General features: G+C 66.0%; 24 protein-coding genes. 9 read left to right on the top strand and 15 right to left on the bottom strand.

Annotation, left to right across the window (positions count from 1 at the left end; genetic code table 11):
* Positions 1-5: 5 nt before the first annotated feature.
* Positions 6-614: a class I SAM-dependent methyltransferase gene (locus DVU99_RS00670; RefSeq protein WP_114238281.1), complete on the bottom strand. Its 609-nt coding sequence runs from the start codon at positions 612-614 to the stop codon at positions 6-8.
* Between the two features lie 125 nt (positions 615-739).
* On the opposite strand from DVU99_RS00670, the gene DVU99_RS00665 reads away from it, so the two are divergent.
* The 3 genes from DVU99_RS00665 to DVU99_RS00655 all read left to right on the top strand — a co-directional run bounded on the left by DVU99_RS00665 (position 740) and on the right by DVU99_RS00655 (position 3,990).
* A complete protein-coding gene (locus tag DVU99_RS00665; protein ID WP_114238280.1) occupies positions 740-1,027 on the top strand; it encodes a hypothetical protein in 288 nt (95 codons plus the stop codon).
* A 194-nt stretch (positions 1,028-1,221) separates the two neighbouring features.
* Complete coding sequence (locus DVU99_RS00660) at positions 1,222-2,778, top strand: DUF1800 domain-containing protein (RefSeq protein WP_114238279.1); 1,557 nt, start codon at positions 1,222-1,224, stop codon at positions 2,776-2,778.
* 9 nt (positions 2,779-2,787) lie between these two features.
* On the top strand, positions 2,788-3,990 hold the full coding sequence (locus DVU99_RS00655; protein WP_114238278.1) for a DUF1501 domain-containing protein: 1,203 nt from the start codon (positions 2,788-2,790) through the stop codon (positions 3,988-3,990).
* 273 nt (positions 3,991-4,263) lie between these two features.
* Here the strand turns inward: DVU99_RS00655 and DVU99_RS00650 are convergent, their stop codons facing one another.
* Both DVU99_RS00650 and DVU99_RS00645 read right to left on the bottom strand, forming a co-directional pair.
* Positions 4,264-5,181, bottom strand: coding sequence for a sensor domain-containing protein (locus DVU99_RS00650; RefSeq protein WP_114238277.1), 918 nt, complete (start codon positions 5,179-5,181; stop codon positions 4,264-4,266).
* Positions 5,181-5,543, bottom strand: a complete 363-nt coding sequence (locus DVU99_RS00645; RefSeq protein ID WP_114238276.1) for a PadR family transcriptional regulator — start codon at positions 5,541-5,543, stop codon at positions 5,181-5,183. The genes DVU99_RS00650 and DVU99_RS00645 overlap by 1 nt, the downstream gene beginning before the upstream one ends.
* Positions 5,544-5,994: 451 nt before the next feature.
* Between DVU99_RS00645 and DVU99_RS00640 the strand changes: the two genes are divergently transcribed.
* The 3 genes from DVU99_RS00640 to DVU99_RS00630 are packed head-to-tail and all read left to right on the top strand — an operon-like array spanning position 5,995 to position 8,277.
* A complete protein-coding gene (locus tag DVU99_RS00640; RefSeq protein WP_114238275.1) occupies positions 5,995-6,597 on the top strand; it encodes a DUF1326 domain-containing protein in 603 nt (200 codons plus the stop codon).
* Positions 6,594-7,409 (top strand): DUF2182 domain-containing protein, encoded by an 816-nt coding sequence (locus DVU99_RS00635; protein ID WP_114238274.1) that lies wholly within the window; start codon positions 6,594-6,596, stop codon positions 7,407-7,409. Before DVU99_RS00640 ends, DVU99_RS00635 begins: the two co-directional genes overlap by 4 nt.
* Positions 7,402-8,277 (top strand): DMT family transporter, encoded by an 876-nt coding sequence (locus DVU99_RS00630; protein WP_114238273.1) that lies wholly within the window; start codon positions 7,402-7,404, stop codon positions 8,275-8,277. Before DVU99_RS00635 ends, DVU99_RS00630 begins: the two co-directional genes overlap by 8 nt.
* A 212-nt stretch (positions 8,278-8,489) precedes the next feature.
* Here the strand turns inward: DVU99_RS00630 and DVU99_RS00625 are convergent, their stop codons facing one another.
* Positions 8,490-10,748 (bottom strand): winged helix-turn-helix domain-containing protein, encoded by a 2,259-nt coding sequence (locus tag DVU99_RS00625; RefSeq protein WP_114238272.1) that lies wholly within the window; start codon positions 10,746-10,748, stop codon positions 8,490-8,492.
* A gap of 425 nt (positions 10,749-11,173) precedes the next feature.
* Here DVU99_RS00625 and DVU99_RS00620 point away from each other — a divergent pair, with 425 nt between their 5' ends.
* Positions 11,174-11,803 carry a DNA-3-methyladenine glycosylase gene (locus DVU99_RS00620; protein ID WP_232823396.1) on the top strand — a complete coding sequence of 210 codons (630 nt, stop codon included), beginning with the start codon at positions 11,174-11,176 and terminating at the stop codon, positions 11,801-11,803.
* 69 nt (positions 11,804-11,872) lie between these two features.
* On the opposite strand, the gene DVU99_RS00615 is transcribed toward DVU99_RS00620, so the two are convergent.
* From DVU99_RS00615 to DVU99_RS19630, 5 genes are all read right to left on the bottom strand, one after another.
* Positions 11,873-12,262, bottom strand: coding sequence for a VOC family protein (locus DVU99_RS00615; RefSeq protein WP_114238270.1), 390 nt, complete (start codon positions 12,260-12,262; stop codon positions 11,873-11,875).
* A 120-nt stretch (positions 12,263-12,382) separates the two neighbouring features.
* Positions 12,383-13,516 carry an acyltransferase gene (locus tag DVU99_RS00610; protein WP_114238269.1) on the bottom strand — a complete coding sequence of 378 codons (1,134 nt, stop codon included), beginning with the start codon at positions 13,514-13,516 and terminating at the stop codon, positions 12,383-12,385.
* A 22-nt stretch (positions 13,517-13,538) separates the two neighbouring features.
* Entirely contained in the window at positions 13,539-14,258 is a 720-nt protein-coding gene (locus DVU99_RS00605) for a LytTR family DNA-binding domain-containing protein (RefSeq protein ID WP_114238268.1), read from the bottom strand.
* Positions 14,255-15,349, bottom strand: a complete 1,095-nt coding sequence (locus tag DVU99_RS00600; protein ID WP_157971314.1) for a sensor histidine kinase — start codon at positions 15,347-15,349, stop codon at positions 14,255-14,257. Before DVU99_RS00600 ends, DVU99_RS00605 begins: the two co-directional genes overlap by 4 nt.
* Positions 15,350-15,407: 58 nt before the next feature.
* Positions 15,408-15,902 (bottom strand): nuclear transport factor 2 family protein, encoded by a 495-nt coding sequence (locus tag DVU99_RS19630; RefSeq protein ID WP_157971313.1) that lies wholly within the window; start codon positions 15,900-15,902, stop codon positions 15,408-15,410.
* 189 nt (positions 15,903-16,091) lie between these two features.
* Between DVU99_RS19630 and DVU99_RS00595 the strand changes: the two genes are divergently transcribed.
* A complete protein-coding gene (locus DVU99_RS00595; RefSeq protein ID WP_157971312.1) occupies positions 16,092-16,901 on the top strand; it encodes a hypothetical protein in 810 nt (269 codons plus the stop codon).
* 44 nt (positions 16,902-16,945) lie between these two features.
* On the opposite strand, the gene DVU99_RS00590 is transcribed toward DVU99_RS00595, so the two are convergent.
* From DVU99_RS00590 to DVU99_RS00570, 5 genes are read right to left on the bottom strand one after another with little or no spacing between them, the layout of a single operon-like run.
* The gene (locus DVU99_RS00590; protein ID WP_114238265.1) at positions 16,946-18,469 is read right to left on the bottom strand and encodes an efflux transporter outer membrane subunit; all 1,524 of its coding nucleotides are present in this window, start codon (positions 18,467-18,469) and stop codon (positions 16,946-16,948) included.
* 16 nt (positions 18,470-18,485) lie between these two features.
* Positions 18,486-19,601 carry an ABC transporter permease gene (locus DVU99_RS00585; protein ID WP_114238264.1) on the bottom strand — a complete coding sequence of 372 codons (1,116 nt, stop codon included), beginning with the start codon at positions 19,599-19,601 and terminating at the stop codon, positions 18,486-18,488.
* Between the two features lies 1 nt (position 19,602).
* Positions 19,603-20,733, bottom strand: a complete 1,131-nt coding sequence (locus DVU99_RS00580; protein ID WP_114238263.1) for an ABC transporter permease — start codon at positions 20,731-20,733, stop codon at positions 19,603-19,605.
* The gene (locus DVU99_RS00575; RefSeq protein ID WP_114238262.1) at positions 20,730-22,508 is read right to left on the bottom strand and encodes an ATP-binding cassette domain-containing protein; all 1,779 of its coding nucleotides are present in this window, start codon (positions 22,506-22,508) and stop codon (positions 20,730-20,732) included. Before DVU99_RS00575 ends, DVU99_RS00580 begins: the two co-directional genes overlap by 4 nt.
* Positions 22,505-23,509, bottom strand: a complete 1,005-nt coding sequence (locus DVU99_RS00570; protein WP_114238261.1) for an HlyD family efflux transporter periplasmic adaptor subunit — start codon at positions 23,507-23,509, stop codon at positions 22,505-22,507. The genes DVU99_RS00575 and DVU99_RS00570 overlap by 4 nt, the downstream gene beginning before the upstream one ends.
* A 129-nt stretch (positions 23,510-23,638) precedes the next feature.
* Here DVU99_RS00570 and DVU99_RS00565 point away from each other — a divergent pair, with 129 nt between their 5' ends.
* Entirely contained in the window at positions 23,639-24,370 is a 732-nt protein-coding gene (locus DVU99_RS00565; protein WP_114238586.1) for a TetR/AcrR family transcriptional regulator, read from the top strand.
* Between the two features lie 159 nt (positions 24,371-24,529).
* On the opposite strand, the gene DVU99_RS00560 is transcribed toward DVU99_RS00565, so the two are convergent.
* Positions 24,530-25,984, bottom strand: a complete 1,455-nt coding sequence (locus DVU99_RS00560; protein WP_114238260.1) for an efflux transporter outer membrane subunit — start codon at positions 25,982-25,984, stop codon at positions 24,530-24,532.
* Positions 25,985-25,988: the final 4 nt, after the last annotated feature.

Here is a 25,988-nt window from a genome sequence, read left to right as displayed (position 1 = left end):
TCAGATCAGCCGGTCAGCTGCGCCCGCTCCAGCGCCGCCACGCGACGCTCCAGCCTGGGCCCCAGGTAGCAGTGGGAGCCGCAGGGCAACAGGCCGGCTTCGCCGAAGGCCTTCAGGTACCACGAGGGCGCACGCGAGTGGAAACCCTCCAGGTCGCCGGCCACGCCATCCTTGCTGGTGAACACTTCCAGGAAGGCCACGCCCTCCAGCATGTCGCTGATGCCACCCAAGCCGGCACGAATCTCGGCAGGCCTCAGGTAATGCAGCACATCGGTGCAGACGATGATGTCGAAGCGATGGTCGAAGCGAAGGTATTCCAGTTGCCCGAAGCGCGCCAGGCCAATGTTGCGACTGCGCCCGTAGCGCGCCACCGCGTATTCGCTGGCGTCCAGGCCCTGGTAGTGGATGCCCGGACGCAGCGCGCGCAGCGGCGCCCGCCACACGCCCTCCCCGCAGCCCACGTCGAGCACGCTGCGCACCGTGCGCCCCAGGTAATACTCGGCCTGTGCCACCACCATCGCCACCTTGCGCTTGAGTTCGGCCGGCGACGCCATCGAATGGTCGGGGTGGCGGTACCACTTGTCGAAGTAGGCGCGGTCGTAGATTTTCGGCACAAGGGATCTCCGGCAAACGCCTATTCTAGGCCGTGCGCGACCGTTCGAACGGTGCCCAGGGGAATCACCTGGCCTGAACATGGCTTGGACCAGCATATCGGTGCAGGAACCTGGGAGCCGCCCTGATGCCCACGATCCGCATCCGCCTGACCGGCAGCCGCGATGACGCGGATACCTTGCTCACGACCCTCCATGGTATCGACGGCATCGAGCACGTCGAGGAGCTGGACGACGAGACCGCCTATGAGCGCGACGATTCCAGTTCCAGCGAACTGGTTGACGACAACAGCGCAGAGCTGTTCCTCATCGAGGTGCAGGCATCGGACAACCTGCATGCCGATGCGGTGCGCGCCGTCACCGAAGTAAAAGCGTCGTTGCTGGGCGCGGTGGTGGAGTTCGTCGACGAGTTTTGAGTGAACCGCGTCACAGCCCGCAAGCGCTCGCTTGCGTACACCTGACGAATGACGCAAATGCCGGCTCCGCGCATGAATCTGCGCCGAACGAAACCGCGCCCTGCCCCGCTTCACGGTAAGCGGGCCGACAACTATCGCGTTGACACTGCCGAGCGACCGCGGTCCTTCACCCTTGCTTCCAGGAATCCCGACGCATGCGCGACACCCCGCAACGGCTTTCCCGTTTTACCCGGCCCCTGCTGGCCTTATTCGGCCTGTTGCTGGTCCTCGGACCTGCCGCGGCCATCGCCCGGGACCCCCGCCCGCTATCGCCCGATGACGTGGAATGGCTGCGCCGCGATGGCTTCGACATCGACAGCGCCACCGTCGCCCGCTACCGCGACCTGGGCCGTTCGCGCTTCCTCGACTGGCAGCTTGAAGACCACGACAGCGACCAGCTGCCGCCGCAGATCAGCGCACTGATCAATAGCTACGAGGCGGCGAACACGCCCACCGAACAGCTGCTCACCAACCTGCGCGACGAGCAGGAGAAGATCAAGAACATGCCCGACGGCGACGACAAGAACGCCGCCAAGAAAGCCCAGCAGCAACATGCGAACGACCTGCTGCAACAAGCACAGCAGATCGAGATGCTGCACGCCGTGTACGGCGAGAACCAGCTCAAGGAGCAGATGGTGTGGTTCTGGCTGAACCACTTCAGCGTGTACGGCGCCAAGGGACGCGTGCGCTGGGTCGCAGCCGACTACACCCAGAACACCATCCGTCCGCATGCGCTGGGCAAGTTCCGCGACCTTGTGATGGCGACGCTGGAAAGCCCGGCCATGCTGGAGTTCCTGGACAACGCGCAGAACGCCAAGGGCCACGTCAACGAAAACTACGCGCGCGAGTTGATGGAGCTGCATACGCTGGGCGTGGGCTCGGGCTACACCCAGCAGGACGTGCAGCAGCTGGCGCTGATCCTCACCGGGGTGGGCGTGGCGCCGCTGCGCGACCGCCCGGGCCTGGAACAGCACCCGCGCTATGCGGCCATGTTCGTGCGCAACGGCATGTTCGAGTTCAACCCCGGTCGCCACGACTACAGCGACAAGGTGCTGCTGGGCGAGAAGATCAAGGGCAGCGGATTCGATGAAGTCACCCAGGCGGTGGACCTGATCACCCGCCAGCCCGCCTGCGCGCAGTTCATTTCCAGGAAGCTCGCCGAGTACTTCGTGGCCGACAACCCGCCGCCGGAACTGGTGGCCAAGATGGCCAGGACCTTCCAGCACACCGACGGCGACATCGCGGCGGTGCTGCGCACCATGTTCGAATCCAGGGACCTTGCCGCCAGCTACGGCAAGAAGTTCAAGGACCCGATGCAGTTCGTGGTGTCCTCGGTACGCATGGCCTACGACGGCAAACCCATCGTCAACGCCAAGCCGCTGCTCAACTGGCTCAACCAGCTGGGCGAGCCGGTGTTCGGCCGCCTGACGCCGGATGGCTGGCCGCTGGACGGCAGCGGCTGGTCCAGCTCGGGCCAGATGGCCAAGCGCTTCGAGATCGCCAACGCCATCGGCACCGGCAACAACCGCCTGCTGACACCCGAAGGCCAGCCCAAGACCGGTGGAGACTTCCCGATGCTGACCACACGGCTGTACTACGACACCTTCGACCCGCGCCTGAGCCAGCCCACCCGTGAGGCGCTTGCCAAGGCGACCTCGCAGCAGGAATGGAACACCTTCCTGCTCTCCTCGCCCGACTTCAACTATCGCTGAGGACACCTCGTGAACAGACGCGAATTCCTGCTCGCCGCCGCCACCGCTGCCGTGGCCGCGCCCGCGCTTTCGTTCTCCGGCAAGCTGTTTGCGGCGCCGGCCAGTTCGCCGCGCTTCCTGCTGGTGTTCCTGCGCGGCGGCTACGACTGCAACAACCTGCTGGTGCCCTACAGCAGCGACTTCTACTACGAGTCACGCCCCACGCTGTCGATCGCCCGGCCTGATCCGTACAACCAGAACAGCGCCCTGGGCCTCGACAGCAACTGGGGCCTCAACCCCGTGCTGCGCGACACCATCTTTCCGCTGTGGCAGAAGCGCCAGGTGGCCTTCGTGCCGTTCGCCGGCACCGACGATCTCTCGCGCAGCCATTTCGAAACGCAGGACAACATCGAGTCAGGCGAGCCCAGCAGCGAGCGCAGCGACTACCGCTCCGGTTTCCTCGCGCGCCTCTCCGGGCAGATGACCAGCGTGCCTTCCATTGCGTTCACCGACGCCCTGCCGCTGAGCTTCCAGGGGAGCAACCGCGACATTCCCAACATCTCGCTGCGCGGCAACACCAAGCCGGTGTTCGACGACCGGCAGGCCGGCATCCTGGCCGGCATGTACAAGGACACCACGCTCGCCTCCGCCGCGGTCGACGGCCTGGAACTGCGCCAGACCGTGTCCAAGGAATTGCAGGACGAGATGATGAAGGCCAATCGCGGCGCACCCAACGCCAAGAACTTCGCCGAGGAAACGCAGCGCATCGCCACCATGATGCGCGACCAGTACCGCCTGGGCTTCGTGGACGTCGGCGGCTGGGATACCCACGTCAACCAGGGCAGCACCAGTGGCCAGTTGGCCAACAACCTCGACAATCTCGGCAAGGGCCTCGCCGCCTACGCCGACGCGCTGGGCGACGAGTGGAACAACACGGTGGTGGTGGTGGTCTCCGAGTTCGGCCGCACCTTCCGCGAGAACGGCAACAAGGGCACCGACCACGGCCATGGCACCGTCTACTGGGTGCTTGGCGGCAAGGTGAACGGCGGACGCATCGCCGGTTCGCAGGTGGCGGTGAACCAGCAGAGCCTGCTGCAGAACCGCGACTACCCCGTACTCACCAACTACCGCGACATGCTGGGTGGCCTGATGGGCCGCATGTGGGGTCTTTCCGGCAGCCAGCTGCAGACGATCTTCCCCGGCGCCAAGCCAAAGGACCTGCAACTGGTCTGAGCCACCGCCACGCCCATGTAGGAGCGCACCCTGTGCGCGACACCCCGCGAGTGCCACGGCAAGTCGCAGACAGGGTGCGCTCCTGCAGGCGATGGCCCCAAGGCCTGCTCATCCACCAGGCGCACCAGCAGGCCCTTGGCATTACCGCCATGCAACTCGTACACCCCACCGACCTCTTGCTCTTGTAGGAGCGCACCCTGTGCGCGACCGCTCTCCACGCCGCTATCGCCGCGGCGGGTCGCGCACAAGGTGCGTTCCTACAGGCGATGGCCCTCAGGCCTGGTGATCCACCAGGCGCACCAGCAGGCCCTTGGCGATGCCGCCATGCAGCTTGCCCAGGCCACGCACCAGGTGCAGCGTGGCGAACAGCAGCAGCACGCCGATCACGCACAGCATAACCGCGCCCCACCAACTGCCGTCCTGGCACAGCCAGTGCGGAATGCCGCAATTCCAGATCAGCACATCGGCATCATCCAGCGCCTTGAACACGGGTGCCGCGATGAAGCTTAGCGAGACGCTCATCAGCGTCACCGTCAGCGTGAAGTAGATGATGCCCAGTGGAAGCATCAGGATCATGTAGAACAGCGTCGTCCAGGTGTGCCCATCGGTGAACAGCGCGCCCACCCGCTGCCACAACGATTGGCCCGCCGGCGCGGGGTAAGGCGGGCGACGCGGCATGCGCACGCCCAGCATGGTCTCCACGATGCGTCCTTCCAGCAGCGACAGCGCTCGCACCGTTGCCAGGAACAGGATCACGAACGGAATGCCGATGATCAGCACCGACAACCCGATCGACAGTGAAATGCCGGTCACCGCCCACACGAAGTAGAAGATGCCGGTGGCCAGCGCCAGGATCATGTAGAACAGCGCGCCCCAGGTGCGCGAATCGGCGGCGACCCCGAAGAAACGGCCTGCCAGCGACTGCCGGCGCGGTACCGGCGGCGGACGCAGGGCGCGCTGGATCTTGATCTCCTGGTCGCGGTAGATGTCGGCCACTTCTTCTGGCGCACCATAGGTGCCCACCACATGGGCCAGCATGTCCGCCTCGCTGCGCCCGGGACTTTCCGCCAGCTCCGCACGCAGGTGCTCTTCGGCGTCATACAACGCGTCCTGGATCAGCGCCGGGTCGGCCCCCTTCAGGGCATTGCGCAGCTGCTTCAAATACTCGGCGATCGTGCGTGGCGTGTTCATTACACCCCTCCTTGCAAGACGGCGTCGACGGAGTCGCGCGTGGCGTTCCAGGCTTCTACCCAGTCACGCAGTACCTCACGCCCCTGCCTGGTGATGCGGTAATAGCGTCGCGGTGGTCCACTGACCGACGGCTCCACCTCGCTGGCCAGCAGGCCAGCCCCCTCGAGGTTGCGCAGCACCGGATAAAGCGCACTCTGCTTGCCTGCCAGCACGCCCTCACCCACCTCTTCCAGCCGCTTGGCGATCTGGTAGCCGTACATCGGCTGCCGCGACTGCCCCAGCACTGCCAGCAGCACCAGCGACACGGTGCCCGCCGAGAGCTCCTTCTGGAATTTCTTCAGATGGCCGGTGACCTCGTCCACAACCCACCCGCACTGCTACTTACCTTGGAGTAAACCATAGTATGAAGTTAGTAGTAGTGCATGGGCATGAAGTCATGCCTCCGGGGCTAACCGCGGGTTGGACATGGCGCCGAGGCATGTCCCGGTCCTGCCACCCTTGGTGTCGGGGGCTATGTGCAGGAGTGGCGCCAAAGCGGGGCCACTCGCCCTGAACCACGATCCCGCAGGGATGAACCACGTTGCTTCGCGTGGCGAGCCATTTGCTTGGTCTCCGCGATGGCCTTTTCGATGGTGTCGAGGGGAAATGCTGCTGCGCAGAAGCATGATTTTTCGTGGCATTCCCCAACGATCCGTCGCTGCGCGCAAGCGAACTTGACTTGATCAAACAAGCGGCGGGAGAATCGAAAACCCCCTTCGCAGCGTCGTCCCGTGGCGGCGTGCTGGTGTTCACGTGCCTTCATTGGAGGTTCGTATGAGCTATCACCTGGAAGGTCGTCTGCTTGAAGTCTGCAACTGCAACGTCTTGTGCCCCTGCTGGATCGGCGAGGACCCGGACAACGGCACCTGCGACACCATTGTCGCGTGGCATATGGACAAGGGAACGGTCGACGGCGTCGATGTCGCCGGCAATACCATCGCGGCCGTGGCCCATGTGCCCGGCAATATCCTGCAAGGCAACTGGACCGCCGCGATCTACATCGACGAGCGGGCTTCGAAAGCGCAGGAAGAGGCGCTGCTGAAGGTGTTCACTGGCCAGGCCGGCGGACCGGTCGCGGATCTTGCCAAGCTCATCGGCAAGGTCGTATCGGTGGAGCGAGCGCCCATCCGGTTCACGGTGGTTTCGGGCAAGGGCGAACTCGAGATCGGCACGAACTACTACGCCGAACTCGAACCCTATCTCGGCGCGACCGGCGGCCAGACCACCCTTTCCGATACCGTGTTCTCGACCGTGCCCGGCGCGCCGGTGTTTGTCGGCAAGGCCCCGAGCTATCGATCCAGAAACGCCGCCATCGGCATCAACGTCGACATCAAGAACCACAACGCCCTGCAGAGCACGTTCGTCTTCGACGCATGAACTCGACGGCAGGCCCGTTGCCACCTGGCGCCTCGCGCCATGTTCGCGTGTTCGTGCCGATCCTTGCCGCGCTGGTTGCTTTCGCGTGGATTGCGTTGTGGGGGTGGACGCGCAGTCCTTATGGACGCTATGTCGAACAGGGTAACTGGATAGCCTCAGGCTCCATTGCATTTCTGTGCCGTGTCGTTCCAGGTGGCGACGTGATCGTGCCCGTCGTGCTGGAGGCCGTCGCCTGGATCCTCATGACAACGGCCATGATGCTTCCCACCGTCTTGCCGCTGTTTGATGCCTTCGACCGGTTGACGCGCGAGCGACCCGACCACGGACGTCTTCTTATGCTGCTCGGCCTGGGTTACATGGCGGTGTGGGGCGCCTTCGGACTCCTGGCGCACGCACTTCACGGTGCACTGCTGTCCGGACTCGCCCGCGTACCCATGCTGGCATGGAATGGCTGGCTGATTGGTGTCGCCATCATCGCGCTGGCCGGCGCGTTCCAATTCAGCAAGCTCAAGTACCGGTGTATGGAAAAGTGCCGAACACCGTTGAGCTTCGTCATTGAGCACTGGCGAGGGCAAGCGCAGGCCCGACAGGCATTCGCGCTCGGCGCGCAGCACGGCCTGTTCTGCGTCGGGTGCTGCTGGGCGCTGATGCTGCTTATGTTCGCTCTCGGCACCGGCAACCTCGGCTGGATGCTCATGCTTGCCGCGGTGATGGCGATCGAAAAGAACGTGCGCTGGGGCCGGCATCTCAGCGCGCCCCTCGGCGTAGCATTACTCTCGTGGGCCATCGTGCTGGTGGCGACCCATGCATGAAGCGCGCAGTGGACTGCGCATCCTGCAGACCACGGTCCTCACCACGGTGGCGATGCTCGCCTTCGCGGCCAACTCGCTGTTGTGCCGGTTTGCGTTGCAGCGACGGCAAATCGATCCGGTCAGCTTCGCCGCCATCAGGCTGGTTTCCGGGGCGATCATGCTGGCCCTCATCGTTCGGCTCCGGCCGGCGCGGTCCTCGTCCCGCCGTGCCGACTGGATCGCTGCGACCATGCTGTTTGCCTATGTCGGCTTCTTTTCCTTCGCGTATCTCACCTTGCCCGCTGGCACGGGGGCTTTGATTCTGTTCGGCGCGGTTCAATTGACCATGCTAAGCGCCGGCTTGCGCTCGGGCGAGAAATTCGGGGCCGTCGCATGGCTCGGTTTCGCTTTGGCCGTCGCCGGGCTTTTCTACCTGGTGTCGCCGGGGATCGCAGCGCCACCATTCCTTGGCGCCTTATTGATGGCGATCGCTGGCATAGCGTGGGGCGTGTACTCGTTACGCGGCCGCTCGCTAACTGACCCGCTTGCCGCAACCGCGGGAAACTTCGCCAGGGCAGTGCTGCTCACCCCTGTGCTGTGCCTGCCGTTCATCATCAACGCCCCCGCTTACGCCCATGCGGCCGGCGTCACCCTGGGCATGGCCTCGGGCGCACTTACGTCGGGCATCGGCTATGTCATCTGGTATGCCGCGTTGAGCAGGCTTTCTGCCATGCGCGCCGCCACCGTACAGTTGTTGGTGCCACTGTTCACGGCATTTGGCGGCGTGGTGTTCCTTTCGGAAGCGATCACCCTGCGCCTGGTTGCCGCTTCTGCCGCGATTCTCGGCGGCATCGCGCTGGTGATGAGCAGCAGGTCACGCAACCATTGAGGGCGGACAATGAAGGTGACGCAGCGCGAACAGGCGTTTGAGATCGAATTGCGCTTTTCCGCCACAGTGTCGCGTGCATGCTTTGGCCATTGGCCGACCATAGCCGACATCGATGACTTCAATCCGGCATTTGACCGGGATCGACGGCACAGGAGACGTCCAGATCTTTCGACCCGCAGGCACGGGCTTTGCGTCCGGACCACCAGCAGGCACTAGCCGCTGATGGCGTACTTCGACAGCAGCGTCTTGAATCGAGGATCGTCGCGCAGGGGATCCCAGAACGGGTCTAGCCGGAGGATCTCGCTCGACAGGATGACGCCACTAGGCATGGCCAGCACGCGTTCGATCAGGGCAATCGCCTGGTCGGGCTGCCCGACTCGCACATAGAGCTGCGCTTGGTACGCGAGCATGTCCACGCCGGTGAGGGCGTCCTCTGTCACCGGCATCAGGGCGACAGCCCGTTCGCCCTCGGCGACCGCCTCGGGCTTTCGCCCAAGGCCTGCATAGGCAAACCCGAGGGCGAGATGCAGGTCTGCGTCGTCCGGTCGCTCGATGAGGGCCGCCCGCGTACTCGCCTCCACCTCGGCATACGCGGCGGACGCCTTGGCCGTGTCGCCCGTCGCCTGCAAGGCCCAGGCCAGATACAGGCGGCGGGGCAGGACAACGTTGTCGGTGTCGTCCCAATTCTCCGCCGTGTCCGCCTCGGCGACCTTGACGACCGCGGCATAGTCGCGCGCCAACCAGTGCTGGAAATACATCGCCATGACATTGCCGGCATAGGTGTCGCTGCCGGGCGCCAGTGCCGCAAGCGCGCTACGCAACGGCTCCGTATCGCCCTTCCACATCAGCCGGTTGAAGGCCAGCGAAATGCGTTCGGCGGCAGGATTCCGGCTCACTGCCATGGCTGCGGCATACGCCTGCTCGGCCTCTGCATAGCGATGCAGGCTCTCGTAGGTCACGCCGAGCTGGCTGAAGGCGAATTCGCTGTGTGGATCGAGCACGGTGGCGGAGCGAAACAGCGTCACCGCCTCATCCCAACGTCCCTGGCGTCGCGCGACCGAGGCGATGAGGAGTTCCACGGTGGCGCTGTTGGGCAATGCCTGGCGGGCCAACTCCAGTTGGGTGGTCGCGCCGGCATAGTCCCGGTGTCCCCAGTAGTCGTACAGGCCCAGCGCGTAATGCGCCTGGCCAAGGCCTGGCTGCATGGCCAGGGCTCGATCGGCGGCGGTCTTGGCCTGCGCCAACCGTGTGTTGGTGCGATCGGGCCCAAAGAAATACATCTGCATGTGGGCGCGCGCCATCGCCGCCTCGGCCATGGCGAAGCGCGGGTCTTTGTCCAACGCCTGTTGATACAGCGATATCGCCAAGGGCAACTCGGACGATGACAGCGCGGGGTCGTCGTAGGCACGATTGGCATGCGCGGCAGCCTGCAGGTACAAGTCGTAGGCTGCGGCGTTCGAGGTTGGCACCTTGTCGATACGCGCGGACTCGGCGGACGTCAGCTGTACCTTCAGCGCCTCGGCCACGTTCTGCGCGACCTCGCCTTCCACGTTGAAGACGTTGTCCAACGTGCGTGTGTAGGCTTTAGCCCAGAGATGGTTTCCGCTGTTCGCATCGATCAACTGCACATTGATCAGCACCTGGTTGCCGGATCGCTGCACCGTGCCTTCGAGCAGCGTCGCCACACCCAGTTGATGCGCGATGGTCCGGGCGTCCTCCGGATGGCTCGGGTACTTCTCCGTCGAGGTACGCGAGATCACCTTGAGCCCGCCAATGCCCACCAGCTCGGTAAGTATCATGTCCTGCATGCCACTGGCGAAATACGCGTTGTTCTCGTCCGTGCTGAGATTCTCGAAGGGCAGCACCGCAACCGATTTGAGATCGGCAACCGGAACCGTGGCCGCAGGATGACGCACGAACTGGTGGCCGAGCAGTATGGCCACCAGCAGCAGCGCCACGATCCCGGCGGCGAGCCGCCATGCGATCCGACGTCGCCGGCCTGGCTGCGAATACGCTGCCGGACGCGTTGCCGGGGTGACCGGCAACGACGCGGCATCGATGATGCGTACGGGCGCAGATGCGGACGCTGGCCCCGCGGCAGGAAACGTACTGTCTGCCACCAGCTCCTCGCGCGACGCGGCGAATCGCACCTGGGCGTCAAGGCGAAAGCCGACGCCATGCACGGTGTGCAGATAGCGGCATTCCTCACCGCTCTCGCCGAGCGTATGGCGCAACAGCGCGATGACGCGGCTGAGTACGCTGGGCGTGACGTGGCTATGCCCCCACACCACGTCGAGAATCTCGTCACGGCTCAATACACGGCCGGGTTCGCGCGCCAGCAGTACAAGCACGGCGAAGGCCTTGCGCTCGAGCCCGACCTCCTCGCCGTCGACGAACAGGCGATGGCCAAGGGTGTCGATCTCGACGGCACCGAACTTGATCCACGCAGCAGAGGCGGGCTCTGCAGCCATCTGTTCGACCTCCCCGGCCGCTCCTGGTCTCGTTCTGGTTATACCAAGTCTCCCGCGAGCGTCGGTGTACGCAAAGTGTGGATTCCGTTGCCTGCCCGGCCACGTCCCCGTGCCTCGGAGCCCGCGCCCCATGCACTCGACGCCCCGCGCTGGCCGCCGCCGCGATGCCCCGCAAGCGGATGCCAGCGCCAAACCGCAAGACCTTGCGCAAAGGCGCGCGGGCGCCGTTCCTCGATGGGGATCTGGGTGCATGCATCGGCCACCCAACGGCTGCCGTCTCACCCGGGCCTGCCGCTCATGGTCCCCGCGCCCGTCGCCGTAACGCATGGCCTCGAGCGTGCCGCGGAAGGCCGGTCGATTCATCCCGTCTCATGGGCTTCACGCCAGCGCATGCACATAGGTCTGGCATGCACGGGAGCATCGGGTTGGTCCAGCGAAAGAACGCAGCCGTCATCTGGCCGGGCCAGTTGTTGCCGCGGGCCTTCTTTGATCGAACCTCCCCCACCGTGGCGCCGCAGCTGCTCAACAAGATCCTGGCGAGTGCGGACGGCAGGGCCGGTCGCATCGTCGAAGTGGAAGCCTATGTCGGCGCCATCGATCCGGCCGCGCACACCTACCGTGGAAAGACACCGCGGAACGCGACCATGTTCGGTCCACCGGGGCACATGTATGTCTATTTCACCTACGGCATGCATTGGTGCTGCAACTGCGTGTGCGGTCCGGCCGGTGCGGGTTGCGGCGTGCTTATCCGCGCGCTGGAACCGTTACGCGGCGTCGCGCTGATGCGTGCGTCGCGACCGCGGATCGCGTCGGACCGCGATCTGTGCCGTGGTCCGGCCCGACTGACCCAGGCGATGGGCATCAGTGGAGAACAGGATGGTGTTGACCTGGTGCTGGCCCGCGACGGCTTTGCGATCGCCGACGATGGGACCGAGCCGCCCGGCCATCCATTGGTCGGACCACGCATTGGCCTCCGCGTCGGCAAGGATTTCCCCTGGCGCTGGAGCGTGCCCGGCAGCCGCTATGTCTCCGGTCGCATGCCACGGCAAGGCTGACGCAACACCTCGAATGCGCGGCTTCGCCTGGTCACCGGGGCTGGAACCGGGCTCCCGTTCGCGCCACGCTCAGCTGGCGTCAAGCGCGCTGACGTGTACGTAGTAGCCGTCCGGATCCCTCAGCGAGAACTCCATCGAACCCGTGTTCGGATTCCGGTGGGGCTCCTCTTCGAGGCGTTCCACCAAGGTACGGGCCCGCTCCAGCGCCGCATCGAAATCGTCCACGCGAAAGAACAGGAGCAGGCCGTTGCCCGGTGTTCCGCTGCCCGGACTCGTCAGGGAAGGATGTTCGTGCGCGCCCCATTCGTGCAGGCAGAGCAGCACCGTTCCATCGGCATCGAGAATCTGCCCCCAATAACGGTGTGCAGGATGCGACTCGGGCTGGCCAAACAGCGACTGATACCACCCGAAGCTTGCCGCGACGTCGCCCACTCCAATGATGGTCCAGGTGCGTTTCATCGGTTCGCCGTCGCCTGATCCGAATGGGCCTGCCCTACGCTCGCAGGTTATACACCTGCCGTCCGCAGGCGGCATGACCGCGCGCCGTACCAAGAGAACCGCCGCCCGTCGTTCCAGCGGCTAGCCGGGCACGTTCGCCCCCGCCGCGAGCGGGGCCGACCTCTGCCGGCCAAGGTCGCGCCAGCGCAGGAACGGACGCTCCACCAGGCCATGCAGCAGCGCACCGCCCGCCAGCGTAGCCAGCGCATACGCCGCGAACAGCATGAGGCCGTGCTGCTGGAGACGCTCGGCCCAGGCAAGCTTTACCAGATGAAAGACACCCTTGTGGCACAGGTACAGGCTGTAGGAGACGCCAGCCAGCCAACCAGTGCCGGGAACACTTACGCGCGCCAGCCACGAGGACCCACCGCTCGCGGCTGCCACAATGGCCATCAGGGCCAGCGACAGCAGTGGGTAACCGACCACGGTGGCGGCGAATCCGGCGCGCTGGGTGAACAGCGCGATGGCAGCGGCAAGCAGGGCCAGCCCCAGCAAAAGCACGAGATGCCCATGCCGCTGCACCCGGGCCAGCCATGCCGGGCGGAAAACCGCGCACACCGCCAATGCAACACCGGCCAACAAGCCATCCAGGCGCGACCATGTCGGGTAGTAGATGTAGCGCAGGAACATCAATCCCGATGTGCCGTCGTCGCGGGCCTGCGCCGGCTGGTAGTAGTGCAGCCACAACCCGGCGCGCAGCACCATGCCGCCGACTACGATCAGGCCACACAGCATGCCAAAGCGACGCGCCGAGGGCCTGCGCAACATCGACAACGCCGCGAAGGGAAACAAAAGATAGAAGTGTTCCTCCACGCACAAGGACCAGACATGGGAGAAGGCGTAGTTGTCCGGCTGGTCGTACAGCAGGTTGAAGGTGAAGGTGGGGAACTGCCACCACGGCTGCATGCCGGGCGTCTCGCGCCATGCCGGCCACAGCACATACAACGCGAACACCACGAAGAACGCCGGCAGGATGCGAAATGCCCGCCTGCGATAGAAGGCCAGGAGATCGAGCGACCCGCCGGCGGCAAGCGGCCGCAACACCTGCACGCCAATCAGGAAGCCGCTGAGCACGAAGAACAGGTCCACGCCCATCCAGCCGTAGCGCTCCGCACCGGCGAGATGATCGCCGACACCGCCGACGAGATACGAGTGGAACAGCATCACCCAGACAATGGCGACGGAGCGAAGCAGATCGAGACCGGGAAGGCGCATGGCGTAGTGTCGATAGGTGGAGTCAGCGTGCGGCAAGGGCCGCTCGCAGCGGGTCGATGTAGGTGCGACTGGCACGCAAGGGCGTGCCGTTCTTCAGGCGCAACATGCAGTCGCGATTGGGCAAGGCTTCCAGTTCGGCCACGCGGTCCAGTCGCACGATGGCAGAACGGTGAATGCGCAGGAAGCGGCGGGGATCCAGTCGCAGGCTCAGCTGGTGCAGCGGCTCGCGCAGCAGGTACAGCTGCGTGCCCACATGCAGGCCGGCATAGTCGTCATGGGCCTCGATCCAGTCGATGTCATCGGCCTCGACCACCACCGTCCGCAGCCCCAACCGCACGCTGAAGCGCTCGGCCCATGCCGCCGGCGGCGTGGGCCGGCGAGGTTGCATGGCGGTGCGCGCGCGATCCAGGGCCTCGCGAAAGCGCTGGTCGTCGATGGGCTTGAGCAGGTAGTCCAGCGCGGGTAGCGCGAATGCATCCACCGCGAACTCCTCGTAGGCCGTCAGCAGGATCGCGAGCGGCCTGCGTTCCGGCGCAATGCTGCGCAACGCCTCGATGCCGCTCAGGCCGGGCATCTGCACATCCATGAACACCAGATCGGGTTTCAATCCATCCATGGCCTGCATGGCCGCCTGCCCGTCGCCGGCTTCGCCCACCCACCGCAGGTCACCGTGCGCCGCCAGCCGGCTCCGCACGCCATCGCGCGCCAGCGGTTCGTCATCCACCACCATCACGCGCATCATGCGACCGGGGCCTCCCGTGGCAGGTCATGCGTGCCCAACTTGAGCGGAAGCGTGAGCCGGACCGTGCACGCCCCCTCGGCGTCCACGGCAAACACCAACCGATGCCTGCCCGGATAGAGCGTCTCCAGGCGCTGCCTGACATTGGCCAGGCCAATGGCGGTCGACGACTCGCCCTTCCCGTCCGCAGACGGCGGCACCCCATCGTTGCCCAGTGCGATGACCCACTCCTCCCCCTTCCCTTCCATCTCCAACTGCAGCGTGCCGCCGTCGGGGCGCAGTGCAATGCCATGGCGAATCGCGTTCTCGACCAGGGGCTGCAACAGCAAGGGCGGTATCCGGGCCTGCAGCAGGCCTGGTCCGATGCTCAGCCTGACATGCAGGCGGGTGCCAAGTCGGGCCTTTTCGATGTCCAGATAGTGTTCGATCAGCGACAGCTCCTGGGCCAGCGTCACCTCGTGCTGGTCGCTGCGTGCGAGCGTGGCGCGCAGCAGGTCACCCAGCCGGGCGATCATGCGGGTGGCGTCGTCGCCCCTGCCGCTGGCCACCAGCGAGGAAATGCTGTTGAGCGTGTTGAACAGGAAATGCGGGTGAAGCTGGTACTGCAATGCACGCAGCTCCGCTTCGCGCGCCAGCGCCACGGCCTGTGCCTCGCGCTGGCGCGCATGCTGCAGGGCGTCGTAGTGCTGCAGCAGCGCGTGGGCAGCGCAAAAGGCGATCAACGCCAGCCAGCAGCCATCCAGCCCGACGAAGACGCGGCGAAACTCGAAGCTGGCCACCAGCTTCCAGTGCACGGCGGCGGCCAGCGCCACGGCACTGTTGATGGCCGAGGGCACATAGGTGGCCAGCAACAGCAACGGCACGCTGATGCGCGCCGGCACGGCGCGGCGCCACAAGTGGCGCTGCAGCAGGCTCAACGGCAACACCCAGCAAAGAAAGCACGCCGCGTAGAACGCCCGGTAGATGCCTGCGTAGGCACGACCGAGTTCGGGCAGGGCCAGCACCGCCATGCACAAGGCAATGGGCAGCGCAGCCAGCAGGGACACCCGCAGCGGCAGGCCCTGGCGCTGCGCGGGCAAGGAAGGACGTGTCATGGAGATACCCGTGATGCCGCCCCCGTAGGCAACGGCGCGGCCAAACGTAGTGGGTTGGTCAGTGGATGTCATCCAGTATGACGGAATACAGCATGGCGCTGATCTTCCATGCACCATCGGCATGCACGACCTGCCAGGTCTCCACGCCGTGGTTGGTCGCCTTGCCATCGACCAGGAAGCGGTAATCGAAATAAACCGTACCCACGGTCCCGTCGGTCTCGATGCGCACGTTGTCGAAGACCTCCTCGATCTTTCGGTCGGCTGTTCCCACGAACCCCGCGAACTGCGTGTAGCTGCCCGGCGAGAACTGCCGGGCCTCCGGCTTCCTGGCGCGCACGGCATCCAGCGACGCCTGGTCCAGCCCCTGCAACCAGGAGCCGCCCGGCATGAACATGCCGCTCATGGCATCGCCGTCCTTGTCGAGGATGGCCTGGCGGAACCGATCGACCAGCTGCTGGATCTGCGCCCGCTCGGCGGCATGCGTATCGGCGTTGCGCTCCCCTGCGTGCGATGGCGTGGCCAGCGCGAGGGCGAACAGCAACCTGGGCTTCACCGGGCGATTCCTTGGCGACGTGGATGTCGCCATTAGGCCCACCTTGCGCGGTGCCAACCAGAGCGGATGCGGTGGACCGTGCGCTGGCTGCGGCGAACCGTTCCAGCCTGGATGCAAGCAGCCCGCCCGGCTCAAGTCGGCGCCGAGGTGGCCGACAGCAAGGAGAGGACCGGCATCAAAGGAATGAACATGTCTCTCGCCATCAACGCGACCGCCGCCGTCGGCATCGCTGCGCAGACCACTTCGCTTGGCTCGGCTGCGCTCAACTCATCTACTTCGACCATCAACGCGACCAACGTCACCGTGCAGCAGGCGGCGCCGGCCGCGCAAAGCGCTTCGCTGGCCAGCGCGTTGAAATCGCTGGGTATGGTTGCGGGGCTCGCCGGCGACTTGCAGAAGGTTGCCGCTGCGCTCGTGCCCAGCATGCAGACGACCATCCAGGACAGGCCCGACCTGGCCACGGCCTCGTTCGACTTCCAGTCCGACCACGGTGCCATCAAGGTGGTCTCCTCCTCGCTGGGCGACAGCGACAAGGCGTGGCTGGAAAAGACCCTCAACGCGAACCAGGGGCTGGTCGATGCAGTGCAGGTATTCCATGACGATGCCACCACCAGCTACGGCCTATGGGCCGATGCAGGCGGTCAGTCCCTGTCCCCGTCGGATACCGACAAGGTTTCGGCACTGGCCGACCACAGCTTCAGTTTCATGAGCATGTTCCAGGGCGCCAGCGAGGCCATGCTGCAGAGCGTGGATCCCCACGCCAGCTACGTCACGTCCCATGGCGCGCCGATCAACTTCCACCAGGGCGTGAACTCGGCGCTAAGCTTCCTGGTCTTCCAGAAGAGCAACCAGGCCGTGCTCGATGGCACCAACACGTCCACCAACGGCAGCCACGTCTCCCACGGCGCGCTCAAGGGCAACCTGTTCTCCGGTGGCGGCATTCCCAGCTTCCTGCCTTCGCTGTCGTCCCACTCGGTGGGCCTGAGCGCGACGGCGTGATGACGCTGCAGGCGCCTTGTCGCCTGCCCTTCCACCGCCGCTGATCACGGCCCTGCGTCGGCCACCTTGGCGGGCACATCGGGCACGTTGCCCACGGCCTTGTTGACGGCGACGAACTGGATGTCCAGCTGTCCCTGGCTGGACACCAGGTCACGACGGGCCTGCAGGTAGGTGCGGTGGCTGTCGAGCAGGCTGAGCATGTCCACCGTGCCGGCGTCGTATTTGACCTGGATGAGCTGGTACGCCTCGTCGGCACTATGCACGCGCTGCATCAACTTGTCGGTGGCCTGGCGATACGACGCGTACCCGCTCAGCGCGTCATCGATCTCCTGCCATGCCTGCAGCACGATGCGGTGATAGTCGACCGCCGCTTCCTGCTGCTGCAGTTCCCGCAACTGCACCACGCTTTTCCGTCGGCCATGGTCGAACAGCGGCAGGTTGAGCGATGGACCGATCGACCAGGTGCGACTGGCCCAGTCACCGAACTCCCCGCTCAGGTAGGACTCGTAGCCGAACTGCGCGCCGATGCTCACGCTGGGATAAAGATCCGCCTTGGCCACGCCAATGCTGGCCGTTGCGCTGCGCAGCTGCTGTTCGGCGGCGCGGATGTCCGGGCGTCGCCCGGCCACCTCCGACGGAATACCTGCGGAAAGGTCGGGCAGCGTGCTGCGGCGGTCGTCGACGACCGGCTGCAACGCTTCATGCAGCGCGCCCGGCCGCTCGCCGAGCAACAGCGTGATCTGGTTTTCGTAGGTGCCCGCCTCCGCCAGCAGACCGGGCAACTGCGCCTGCAGGCCTGACAACTCGGCGCGCTGCTGCGCCAGGTCCACGTGGTCGAGCACGCCCGCATTCACCCGCACCTCGATCAGGTTCAGGCGCTGCGCCAGCGCGTCGATATCATCGCGGGTCAACTGGATCTGGCGCTGCGCGGTGCGCAACTGAAAATAGCGACGCGCCACGTCGCTGGCCACACTCAGCCGGGCCTGGTCCAGCAGCGCGGCTTGCTGGGCCACGTCCGCGTCCGCGGCTTCGATGGAGCGGCGCACCTTGCCCCACAGGTCCAGTTCCCACGACGCATCAAAACCCGCTTGATAGTCGTTGAAGGGCTGGCTGAGCAGGTCGATCAACGCTGTCTCCTCCGGGCCCAGGCCCTTGGCGATACGCGTGCTCGCGCTGTACTCGCTGATACGCTGGCGATTCTCGCCTGCGCTGAGGTTGACGCTGGGCCAGCCCTGCGCCGCCACGGTGCTGCGCTGCACACGCGACTGCGCAAAGTGCAGCGCCGCCTTCTCCAGGTCGGGACTGGCGGCAAACGCACGCGCCTCCAGGCTGTCCAGCACCGGGTCGTGGAAGGCCGTCCACCAGTCCGCCTGCAACGGTGCCTGGCTGTCGACCGGCGCCGCCAGACTCGGGTCGCCGCCATGCCAGCTCGACCAGTCGGCCGGTGCCGCTGACTTGGGCGCCATGAAATCCGGACCGACGGCACAGCCAGCCAGGACGATCGACAACGCACAGGCGAGGCTTCCGAGCGTTCGGCCGGCAAGGGGTGAAAACGGAAGAGTGCTCATGACGAAAGCCTCGACGTCAGGAAAGACGATGGCGGAACAGCCACGCCGCCAGCGGCAGCGTGACGGCCGCAATGACCAGCAGCGGGATGAAATCGGTGGCGACGTCGGCCAGCCCGGCGCCTTCCAGGTAGACCCTGCGCACGATGCTCATGCCGAACCGCAAGGGGTTCACATAGGTGGCCACCTGCAGCACTTCGGGCATGTTGCGCACCGGGGTGAGCAGGCCCGACAACAGCATCAGCGGCATGATCAGGAAAAACGTGTACAGCATGGCCTGCTGCATGGTCAGCGACAGCGCGGAGATGGACAGGCCGATGCCAACCGATGCGCCGGTGAAGGTGAACAGCCCCAGGTACAGCAGCCACACCGAACCCATCAGCGGGATGTGGAACCAGAAGCGGATCACCAGGAAAATCAGGGTCGATTGCACCAGGCCTACCGCGATCGCCGGCAAGGCCTTGCCGATCAGGATCTGCATGGGCGTAAGCGGCGTGACCAGCAACTGGTCGAAGGTGCCCTGCTCCCGCTCGCGCGCCACCGACAGCGCCGCGATCAACAGGGTCTGCAGCATGCTCAACGCCGCGATGAGCGCGGGCATGATGTTCCAGCGCGCCTCCAGATTCGGGTTGAACCAGGAGCGCCGCTCCACCGTCACGCCGCCCGATGCATTGCCCAGCGATTGGTTGTACGAGGCCACGATGGAACCCATGTACGCACCGGCGGTACCGGCCGTGGTGGAGTTTCGACCGTCCAGGATGACCTGCAGCGGCGCCTGTTGCCCGGAGGCCAGCCTGCGTTCGAAATCCGCGGGAATGCTGAGCACCATCAGGGCCTCGTTGTCGTCGATGACCTCGGCGATCTGCCGCGGCGAGACCAGGGTGTGCTTGCGCTCGAACACGCCCGTGCCGTCCAGGCGCGCCAGCAGTTCGATGGACGCAGCGCCGCGACTCTGGTCGAGCACGGCATACGGCACGTGGTTGAGGTCGTAGGTGGCGCCATAGCCGAACAGCAGCGACTGCAGCAACGCCGGCGCAAACAGGATCGCCCGGCTGGACGGCTCCTTGAGCAGCGCCAGCAGCTCCTTGCGGCAGAGCGAGCCCACTTGTGCGAGGAAGGCGATCAGCTTGCCCATGTCATCGATCCAGCGTCTTGCGCAGCGTGCGTTTCGCCGCGAACACCAGCACCACGCCGTACACCAGCAGGATGCCGCACTCCTGCAGCACCTGGGCCGCGTTGTTTCCGGCGAGGAACAGCGTCTTGATCAGGTTCATGAAATGCGTGGCCGGCAGCACCTCACCGATGTAGCGGATGACCACCGGCACGTTGCGCAGGTCGAACACGAAACCCGAGAGCATCATCGCCGGCATGAAGCTGGTCAGCAGTGCCATCTGGCTGGCCTGGAACTGGTTGCGGGTGACGCCGGAGATGAAAAGCCCCATCGCCAGCGACACCACCAGGTACAGGAACGAGGCCAGCACGATCAACAGCAACGAGCCGCGGATGGGCACCTCGAACAGCCATCGCGCCGCCACCAGGCACATAGCCATGTCGATCAGGCCGATCGCGACGTAGGGCGCGAGCTTGGAAAGCACCAGCTCCAGCGGCCGCACCGGCGTGACGAACAGCGATTCGAGCGTGCCGCGCTCCCACTCGCGGGCGATCAGCAACGAAGTGAGGAAGGCACCGGTCAGGGTCATGATCAGCACGAGCAAGCCGGGGACCAGATACCAGGTGCTGATGCCGGCCTCGTTGAACCACATGCGCTGTTGCAGCACCACACCACCGCCATCGGGCTTGTCGCCCATGCGATCGGACTGCTTGAGTGCCTGGTTGGCCAGCGCGCCTCCGACGTAGCCCTCGACCGAGGTGGCCGTGGTGGAATTGACGCCGTTGAGCACCAACTGCACGGTGGCGTCGCCCTGGGCCGCGCGACGGGAGAAGTCCACCGGTACGCGCACGATCGCATCGAGGTCGCCCGCCAGCATGCGACGCTCCGCCTCCTGCATGCTGCCGGCCCAGCTGGGGTCGATGTACATGGTGCCCTGGAAGGCCGTGAAGACTTCGCGCGCCGTGGGCGAGGTGTCTTCCATCACCACCGCCACGGGCGAGTGCTCCACATCCAGTGACAGGCCGTAGCCGAACAGCAGGATCAGCGCGATCGGCAACAGCAGGCCTACCGCCAGGTTGCTGCGGTCGCGCAGCATCTGCCTGACTTCCTTGCGGGTCAGGGCGAGCATGCGCTGCGCGAAGCCCGAGCGGCTCATGCCACCTTCTCCGCACCGGATTGATGGCCCTGGGCACGCGCCTGCTCGACGATGGCGATGAAGGCGCTGTTCATGTCGCCTCCGTGCGCCGTGCCGGCCTGCTCACGCACTTCCTTCGGCGTGCCCAGCGCCAGCACGCGACCCGCATCCTGGATGGCGATGCGATCGCAGTATTCCGCCTCTTCCATGAAGTGCGTGGTGATCACCACGGTGACTCCGCCCTGCACCAGCGCGGTGATGGTGCGCCAGAACGAGCGACGGGCCAGCGGATCGATGCCACTGGTGGGTTCGTCCAGGAACAGGATGTCCGGCTCGTGCAGCAGGCCGACCGCCATGGCCAGGCGCTGCTTGTAGCCACCCGGCATGTCGCCGCTGACAGCGACCGGATCGAGCTGGAACTGTGATTGCACGGCCTTGATGCGTGCACGCAGCGCGGTGCCCCTGAGCCCGTAGGCGCCGCCGAAGAACTGCAGGTTCTCGTGCACGCTGAGGTTGCCGTACAGGGCGAACTTCTGCGACACGTAGCCGATGCGTCCACGGGCCTGCGCACGCGCGGTGCGCAAATCCAGGCCTGCCACTTCCAGGTGGCCGCTGGTCGCCGGCAGCAACCCGCACAGCATGCGGAAGGTAGTGGTCTTGCCGGCGCCGTTGGGTCCCAGCAGGCCGAAGATCTCCCCACGCCGCACGTCGAACGAGGTACTGGCTACCGCGGTGAAGTCACCGAAGCGGCGCACCAGGTCGCGCACGATGATCACGGGTTTCTCGTCTCTCGACCGCAAGACGGCCTTGGGGGGCATGAGATCCGACGCGGGCGGCGCATCCTCCTGCTCGGCGTGGTGTTGCCGCAGCAGCAGCATGAAGGCGTCTTCCAGTTCTTCCGGCCGGCCATGCGCCGGAAGGCCTTGGAGCAGTTCGGCGAGTTTGCCCGGGGCGGCGTCGGGCTGGCGGATGAAACGCACGCTGCCGCCACTGGGCACGGCATCGACGATCAGCTCGGTGGCGTCGATCAGCCGCGCCTGAAGGTCGCGCGCCGGCACGCCATCCGGCGGCGTCACGATGCCGGTGAGGCCGCGCGCCCGTTCGCGCAACGCCGCGGGCGTGCCATCGGCCAGCACCTTGCCCTGGTGCATCACGAACACCTGCGCGCAGCGTTCGGCTTCATCCATGTAGGCCGTGCTGACGATCACGCTCAACTGCTCGTCGTCGACCAGTTGCTGCACGATCTCCCACAGGTCCCTGCGCGACAGCGGATCGACGCCCACGCTGGGTTCATCCAGCACCAGCAGGTCGGGCGAGCGCACCAGGGTGCAGGCCAGGCCCAGCTTCTGCTTCATGCCGCCGGAGAGCTTGCCCGCCGGACGGCTGGTGAAGCGCGCCAGGTCCGTCATGGCCAGCAGGCGTTGGAAGCGTTGCTGGCGCTGTTCCTGGCTCACGCCGTGCAGGTCGGCGTAGAGATCCAGGTTCTCCTGCACGCTGAGGTCCTCGTACAGGCCGAAACGCTGCGGCATGTAGCTGATGCGGTCCTGGATGCCCTGCGCATCCTTCGCCGCATCCATGCCCAGCACCTGCAGGCGTCCCTCGTCCGGCGCGAGGATGCCGGCGACCATGCGCAGCAAGGTGCTCTTGCCGGCGCCATCGGGCCCCACCAGCGCGGTCAGCTCGCCTGCGCGAACCGTGAGCGATACGCCGTCCAACGCGTGCACCGGCTTGCCGCCGGGCCCGGGAAAGACCTTGCGCAGGCCTTCGGCGACGATGGTGGCAGCGGCTTCGGTCATTTCACCGAGCCGAGATCCAAGCGCACGGTGGCCGGCTGCCCCAGGCGCAATCGGTTGTCGGCATCCTGCACCACCACGCGCACCTCGTAGAGCAGGCTGGTGCGCAACTCCTCGGTCTGCACGTTCTTGGGCGTGAACTCGGCCACCGAGGAGATATAACCCACCTGGCCAACGACGGGATGATCAGGATAGGTGTCGGTGGTGACGGTGGCAGCCATGCCCGGCTTCACCTTGCCGAGCTGCGTCTCGCTGACGTAGACGCGTACCCATTTGGGTTGCACCAGTGCCAGCGCGAACACGGGCCGCTGCGGCGTGGCCATGTCGCCCGGCTCCAGCAGGCGCGATCGAACGACCGCATCGGCCGGAGCGACCAGCACACCCAGGTCGATCTCGTGCTCCAGCACCGCCAGCTGCGCCTGCGAGGACTTCAGTTGCGCGTCTGCACCGGCGATGTCCTCCTCGCGCGGTCCCAACTCGGTAAGACGCAGGGCCTGCTGTTGCTCCTCGGCCTGCGCGCGGGTGACCTGCGCGTTGCTCCGGGCGCTGTCCAGATCCTGCGGACTCACGCCATGGCCTTGTGTCTTCGCAGCGATGTCCTCCAGGCGGGCCAGATCCCGTGCCGCCTTGGCGGCAGTGGCCTGCGCGGCGGCGAGGCGACTCTTCGCCTGCGCCAGCTCCTGCGGACGTGAACCATGCTGGAGGCGCAGCAGGTTCTGCTGCTGCACCTCGATCTGCGCCCGGGCCTGTGCCGCCTCCAGCGCCAGCGTTCGCGTATCGAGCAGGCCCAGCACCTGGCCGGCCTTGACCCGGTCGCCCTCCTCCGCACGCAGCTGCAGCACCCTGCCACTGCCGTCGAAGGCCAGCGAGATCTGCCGGATGTCGACGTTGCCGTCCAGCACGAGGTGGTTCGGGTCAAGGGCACCGCGGCTGTGCCACCAGAACACGCCCGCCACCGCGGCAAGCAGGACGACGACCAGCGCTGCAATGAGCGGCTTCTTCATGGGACAGCTTCCGCAAGGGATCGGAAAACGCCAACCACGCCGGGCGGCGTGGTTACTTTAAATTGAGTTTAAACTATGTATACCGCATCATCGACCGGTCGGCAAACCGACAAGATCAGAGATCCACGCATGAGCAAGCCCCGCCGCGCCGTCCGTACGGACGGAGAAGTCACGCGCCAGCGCATCCTGGAAGCCGCCGGCGAGCTGTTCGCTGCCGAGGGCTATGCCGAGGCCACCAGCAAGGCGATTGCCGCCCGCGCCGAGGTCGACCTGGCGTCGATCAACTATCACTTCGGCAATCGCAGCGGTCTTTACCAGGCCGTGCTGGCCGAGGCCCACCGGCAACTGATCAGCCTGGTGGACCTGCGTGCGCTGGCCGACAGCGGGATGTCGGCCAGCGACAAGCTGCGCAGGATCTTCGAGCGCCTGGTGGAGCGCGCGCAGGGCGACAGTGGCTGGAACATCCGTGTACTGGCCAGGGAAATCCTCGCGCCCTCGTCCCATCTCAGGACCCTGCTGCAGAAGGAAGTGCTGCCCAAGATACAGGTGGTGAGGCAAATCCTGAGTGATGTCTCGGGCATCCCCGCCGAGGATCCGGCGCTCACCCGCTGCCTGATCAGCATTGCCGCGCCCTGCGGCATGCTGCTGGTCGCGCGCAAGGGCGTCCCCGGCCCGCTGGGCGACATCGCGCAGATGCCAGGGCCGGTGCTGGTGGACCATCTGCACACGTTTGCGCTGGCGGGGCTCGAGGCGGTACGCCGCGATCACGCCATCGCCGACGCGGGTCGCCCGCATGGCGGGGCAAAGGGAGACAAGCGCCCTTCACGCCCAAGCGCCTCGCGCACGCCTCGCCAACGCTGAGCCCACCAACGCCGGTCCCGCGCGCCATGTGTCCATCGTGGCCTTGCCGTGGACATGCCAGGAGAAACGTCCACGGCATCGGCAACGCATGGCGCCCCGGCCGCCGCCGGGTGGAAAGCCCCTTGTCCAAGGACATCCGACCCAGCCTGCGCGCGAACGTCAGCCCGGTTCGGCCCAGCCGAGGCCGAGGCTCTTCTGCAACGCAATGTAGTCACGCGTCAGCTGTGCCTTGGCCTGCAGCAGATCCGACTGGGCGGAGACGCGCTGCCGCTCGACATCCAGCTGGTCCAGCGTGGTGGCGGTGCCGCCCTGAGCGCGCAGCTGGGTCATCGTCGAGGTGCGCTCCGCCGAAGCCAGCACGCCGGCAAGGCTCACTACGCTCTCACGCTGGTGGCCGAAACGGGCCAGCGAGGTTTCGGCATCCTGCAAGGCGCCCAGCACCGTCTTCCGGTAGCTGGCGAGCGCCTCGGCATACTCGCCCTTCGCTTCGTTGATGCCCGCGCGGGTACGGCCGAAGTCGAACGGACTCCATTGCAGCAGCGGCACCGCGATATAGGTCAGGCTGTCGCCCTTGAACAATTGCCCGGGTTCGGTGGCGCCGTAGCCCACCGTGCCCAGCAGCTCCACCTTGGGAAACAGGTCGGCGGTGCGTTGCCCCACCAGCGCGTTCTTCTCGATCAGGCTCTGCTCGGCCTCGCGCACGTCAGGCCGGCGACGCAGCATTGACGCGGGATCACCCACATCGACCCGCACCGGCGGCAAGGGCACGGCCATCGTGCTGGCGAGCGCGGCATCGAGCTGCCCCGGCAGGCGACCGGTGAGGATGGCCAGGCGATCGAGTTGCTCGGCGATCTGTGCCTGCAGCGGAATCGCCTGCGCGCGCGTGGACTCCAGCTGGTGGCCCAGGCGTTCCACGTCGAGATCGGTGGCGGTACCGCCAGCCCGGCGCGCCTGCTCCAGGGCCAGCATCTGGCTCTGCACGCGGATGTTCTGCTGGGCCAGTTCGACGCGGCCCTGCAGTTCGCGCAAGGTGACATAGGCGTCGGCCACTTCCGCCGCCAGCGACACGTGCGCATCCTGCAGCGATGCGATGGCCGAAGCCTCGCGCGCACGTGCGCCCTGCACGGCGCGGCGCTGCCCGCCGAACAGGTCGATCTCCCAGGTGGCATCGAAGCCCACGTCGTAGAACGACATGGTGTCCGAAGCACTCGAGGATGATCCTTCCGAACCAGACTCCTGCGAGCCGCCCAATGCCGTGGTGAGGCCCTTGCTCTGCATGTACAGGGCGCTGGAACCCGTGCTGGGCAGCAGGCCCGCGCGCGACTTCTTCAGGCTGGCGCGCGACTGCTGCAGCTTGGCCTCGGCCACCTGCAGGTCGGGGCTGGCGCCGAAAGCGTCATCGATCAGCCGATCGAGCTGTGCGTCGTCCAGCGCCTTCCACCACGACGCCGCGGGTGCGGCGGTGGAAAGCGCATCAGCGCGATGGAACGCCTGCTGCGAGGCCGCGCCGGCCACGTCGGGCGCACCCTTGTAGTTGGGGCCCACCATGCAACCGGTGAGCAGCGAGGTGGCGATCGCCAGGGCAGCCATTCGGGGGCGGATTGCGTTGTTCATGGCG

Origin of the sequence: Dyella sp. C9 (assembly GCF_003332825.1) — a bacterium.
Lineage (GTDB): Bacteria > Pseudomonadota > Gammaproteobacteria > Xanthomonadales > Rhodanobacteraceae > Dyella.
Note: the sequence above shows the minus strand (reverse complement) of the source record. Positions and strands in the feature narration are given on the sequence as shown.

Bases quoted from the DNA above. Each gene is read 5' to 3' on its own strand.
- DVU99_RS00665 (WP_114238280.1), top strand. From the start codon at position 740: ATGCCCACGATCCGCATCCGCCTGACCGGCAGCCGCGATGACGCGGAT.
- DVU99_RS00660 (WP_114238279.1), top strand. From the start codon at position 1,222: ATGCGCGACACCCCGCAACGGCTTTCCCGTTTTACCCGGCCCCTGCTG.
- DVU99_RS00650 (WP_114238277.1), bottom strand. From the start codon at position 5,181: ATGAACACGCCACGCACGATCGCCGAGTATTTGAAGCAGCTGCGCAAT.
- DVU99_RS00640 (WP_114238275.1), top strand. From the start codon at position 5,995: ATGAGCTATCACCTGGAAGGTCGTCTGCTTGAAGTCTGCAACTGCAAC.
- DVU99_RS00635 (WP_114238274.1), top strand. From the start codon at position 6,594: ATGAACTCGACGGCAGGCCCGTTGCCACCTGGCGCCTCGCGCCATGTT.
- DVU99_RS00630 (WP_114238273.1), top strand. From the start codon at position 7,402: ATGCATGAAGCGCGCAGTGGACTGCGCATCCTGCAGACCACGGTCCTC.
- DVU99_RS00625 (WP_114238272.1), bottom strand. From the start codon at position 10,748: ATGGCTGCAGAGCCCGCCTCTGCTGCGTGGATCAAGTTCGGTGCCGTC.
- DVU99_RS00615 (WP_114238270.1), bottom strand. From the start codon at position 12,262: ATGAAACGCACCTGGACCATCATTGGAGTGGGCGACGTCGCGGCAAGC.
- DVU99_RS00610 (WP_114238269.1), bottom strand. From the start codon at position 13,516: ATGCGCCTTCCCGGTCTCGATCTGCTTCGCTCCGTCGCCATTGTCTGG.
- DVU99_RS00605 (WP_114238268.1), bottom strand. From the start codon at position 14,258: ATGATGCGCGTGATGGTGGTGGATGACGAACCGCTGGCGCGCGATGGC.
- DVU99_RS00600 (WP_157971314.1), bottom strand. From the start codon at position 15,349: ATGACACGTCCTTCCTTGCCCGCGCAGCGCCAGGGCCTGCCGCTGCGG.
- DVU99_RS00595 (WP_157971312.1), top strand. From the start codon at position 16,092: ATGTCTCTCGCCATCAACGCGACCGCCGCCGTCGGCATCGCTGCGCAG.
- DVU99_RS00590 (WP_114238265.1), bottom strand. From the start codon at position 18,469: ATGAGCACTCTTCCGTTTTCACCCCTTGCCGGCCGAACGCTCGGAAGC.
- DVU99_RS00585 (WP_114238264.1), bottom strand. From the start codon at position 19,601: ATGGGCAAGCTGATCGCCTTCCTCGCACAAGTGGGCTCGCTCTGCCGC.
- DVU99_RS00580 (WP_114238263.1), bottom strand. From the start codon at position 20,733: ATGAGCCGCTCGGGCTTCGCGCAGCGCATGCTCGCCCTGACCCGCAAG.
- DVU99_RS00575 (WP_114238262.1), bottom strand. From the start codon at position 22,508: ATGACCGAAGCCGCTGCCACCATCGTCGCCGAAGGCCTGCGCAAGGTC.
- DVU99_RS00570 (WP_114238261.1), bottom strand. From the start codon at position 23,509: ATGAAGAAGCCGCTCATTGCAGCGCTGGTCGTCGTCCTGCTTGCCGCG.
- DVU99_RS00565 (WP_114238586.1), top strand. From the start codon at position 23,639: ATGAGCAAGCCCCGCCGCGCCGTCCGTACGGACGGAGAAGTCACGCGC.
- DVU99_RS00560 (WP_114238260.1), bottom strand. From the start codon at position 25,984: ATGAACAACGCAATCCGCCCCCGAATGGCTGCCCTGGCGATCGCCACC.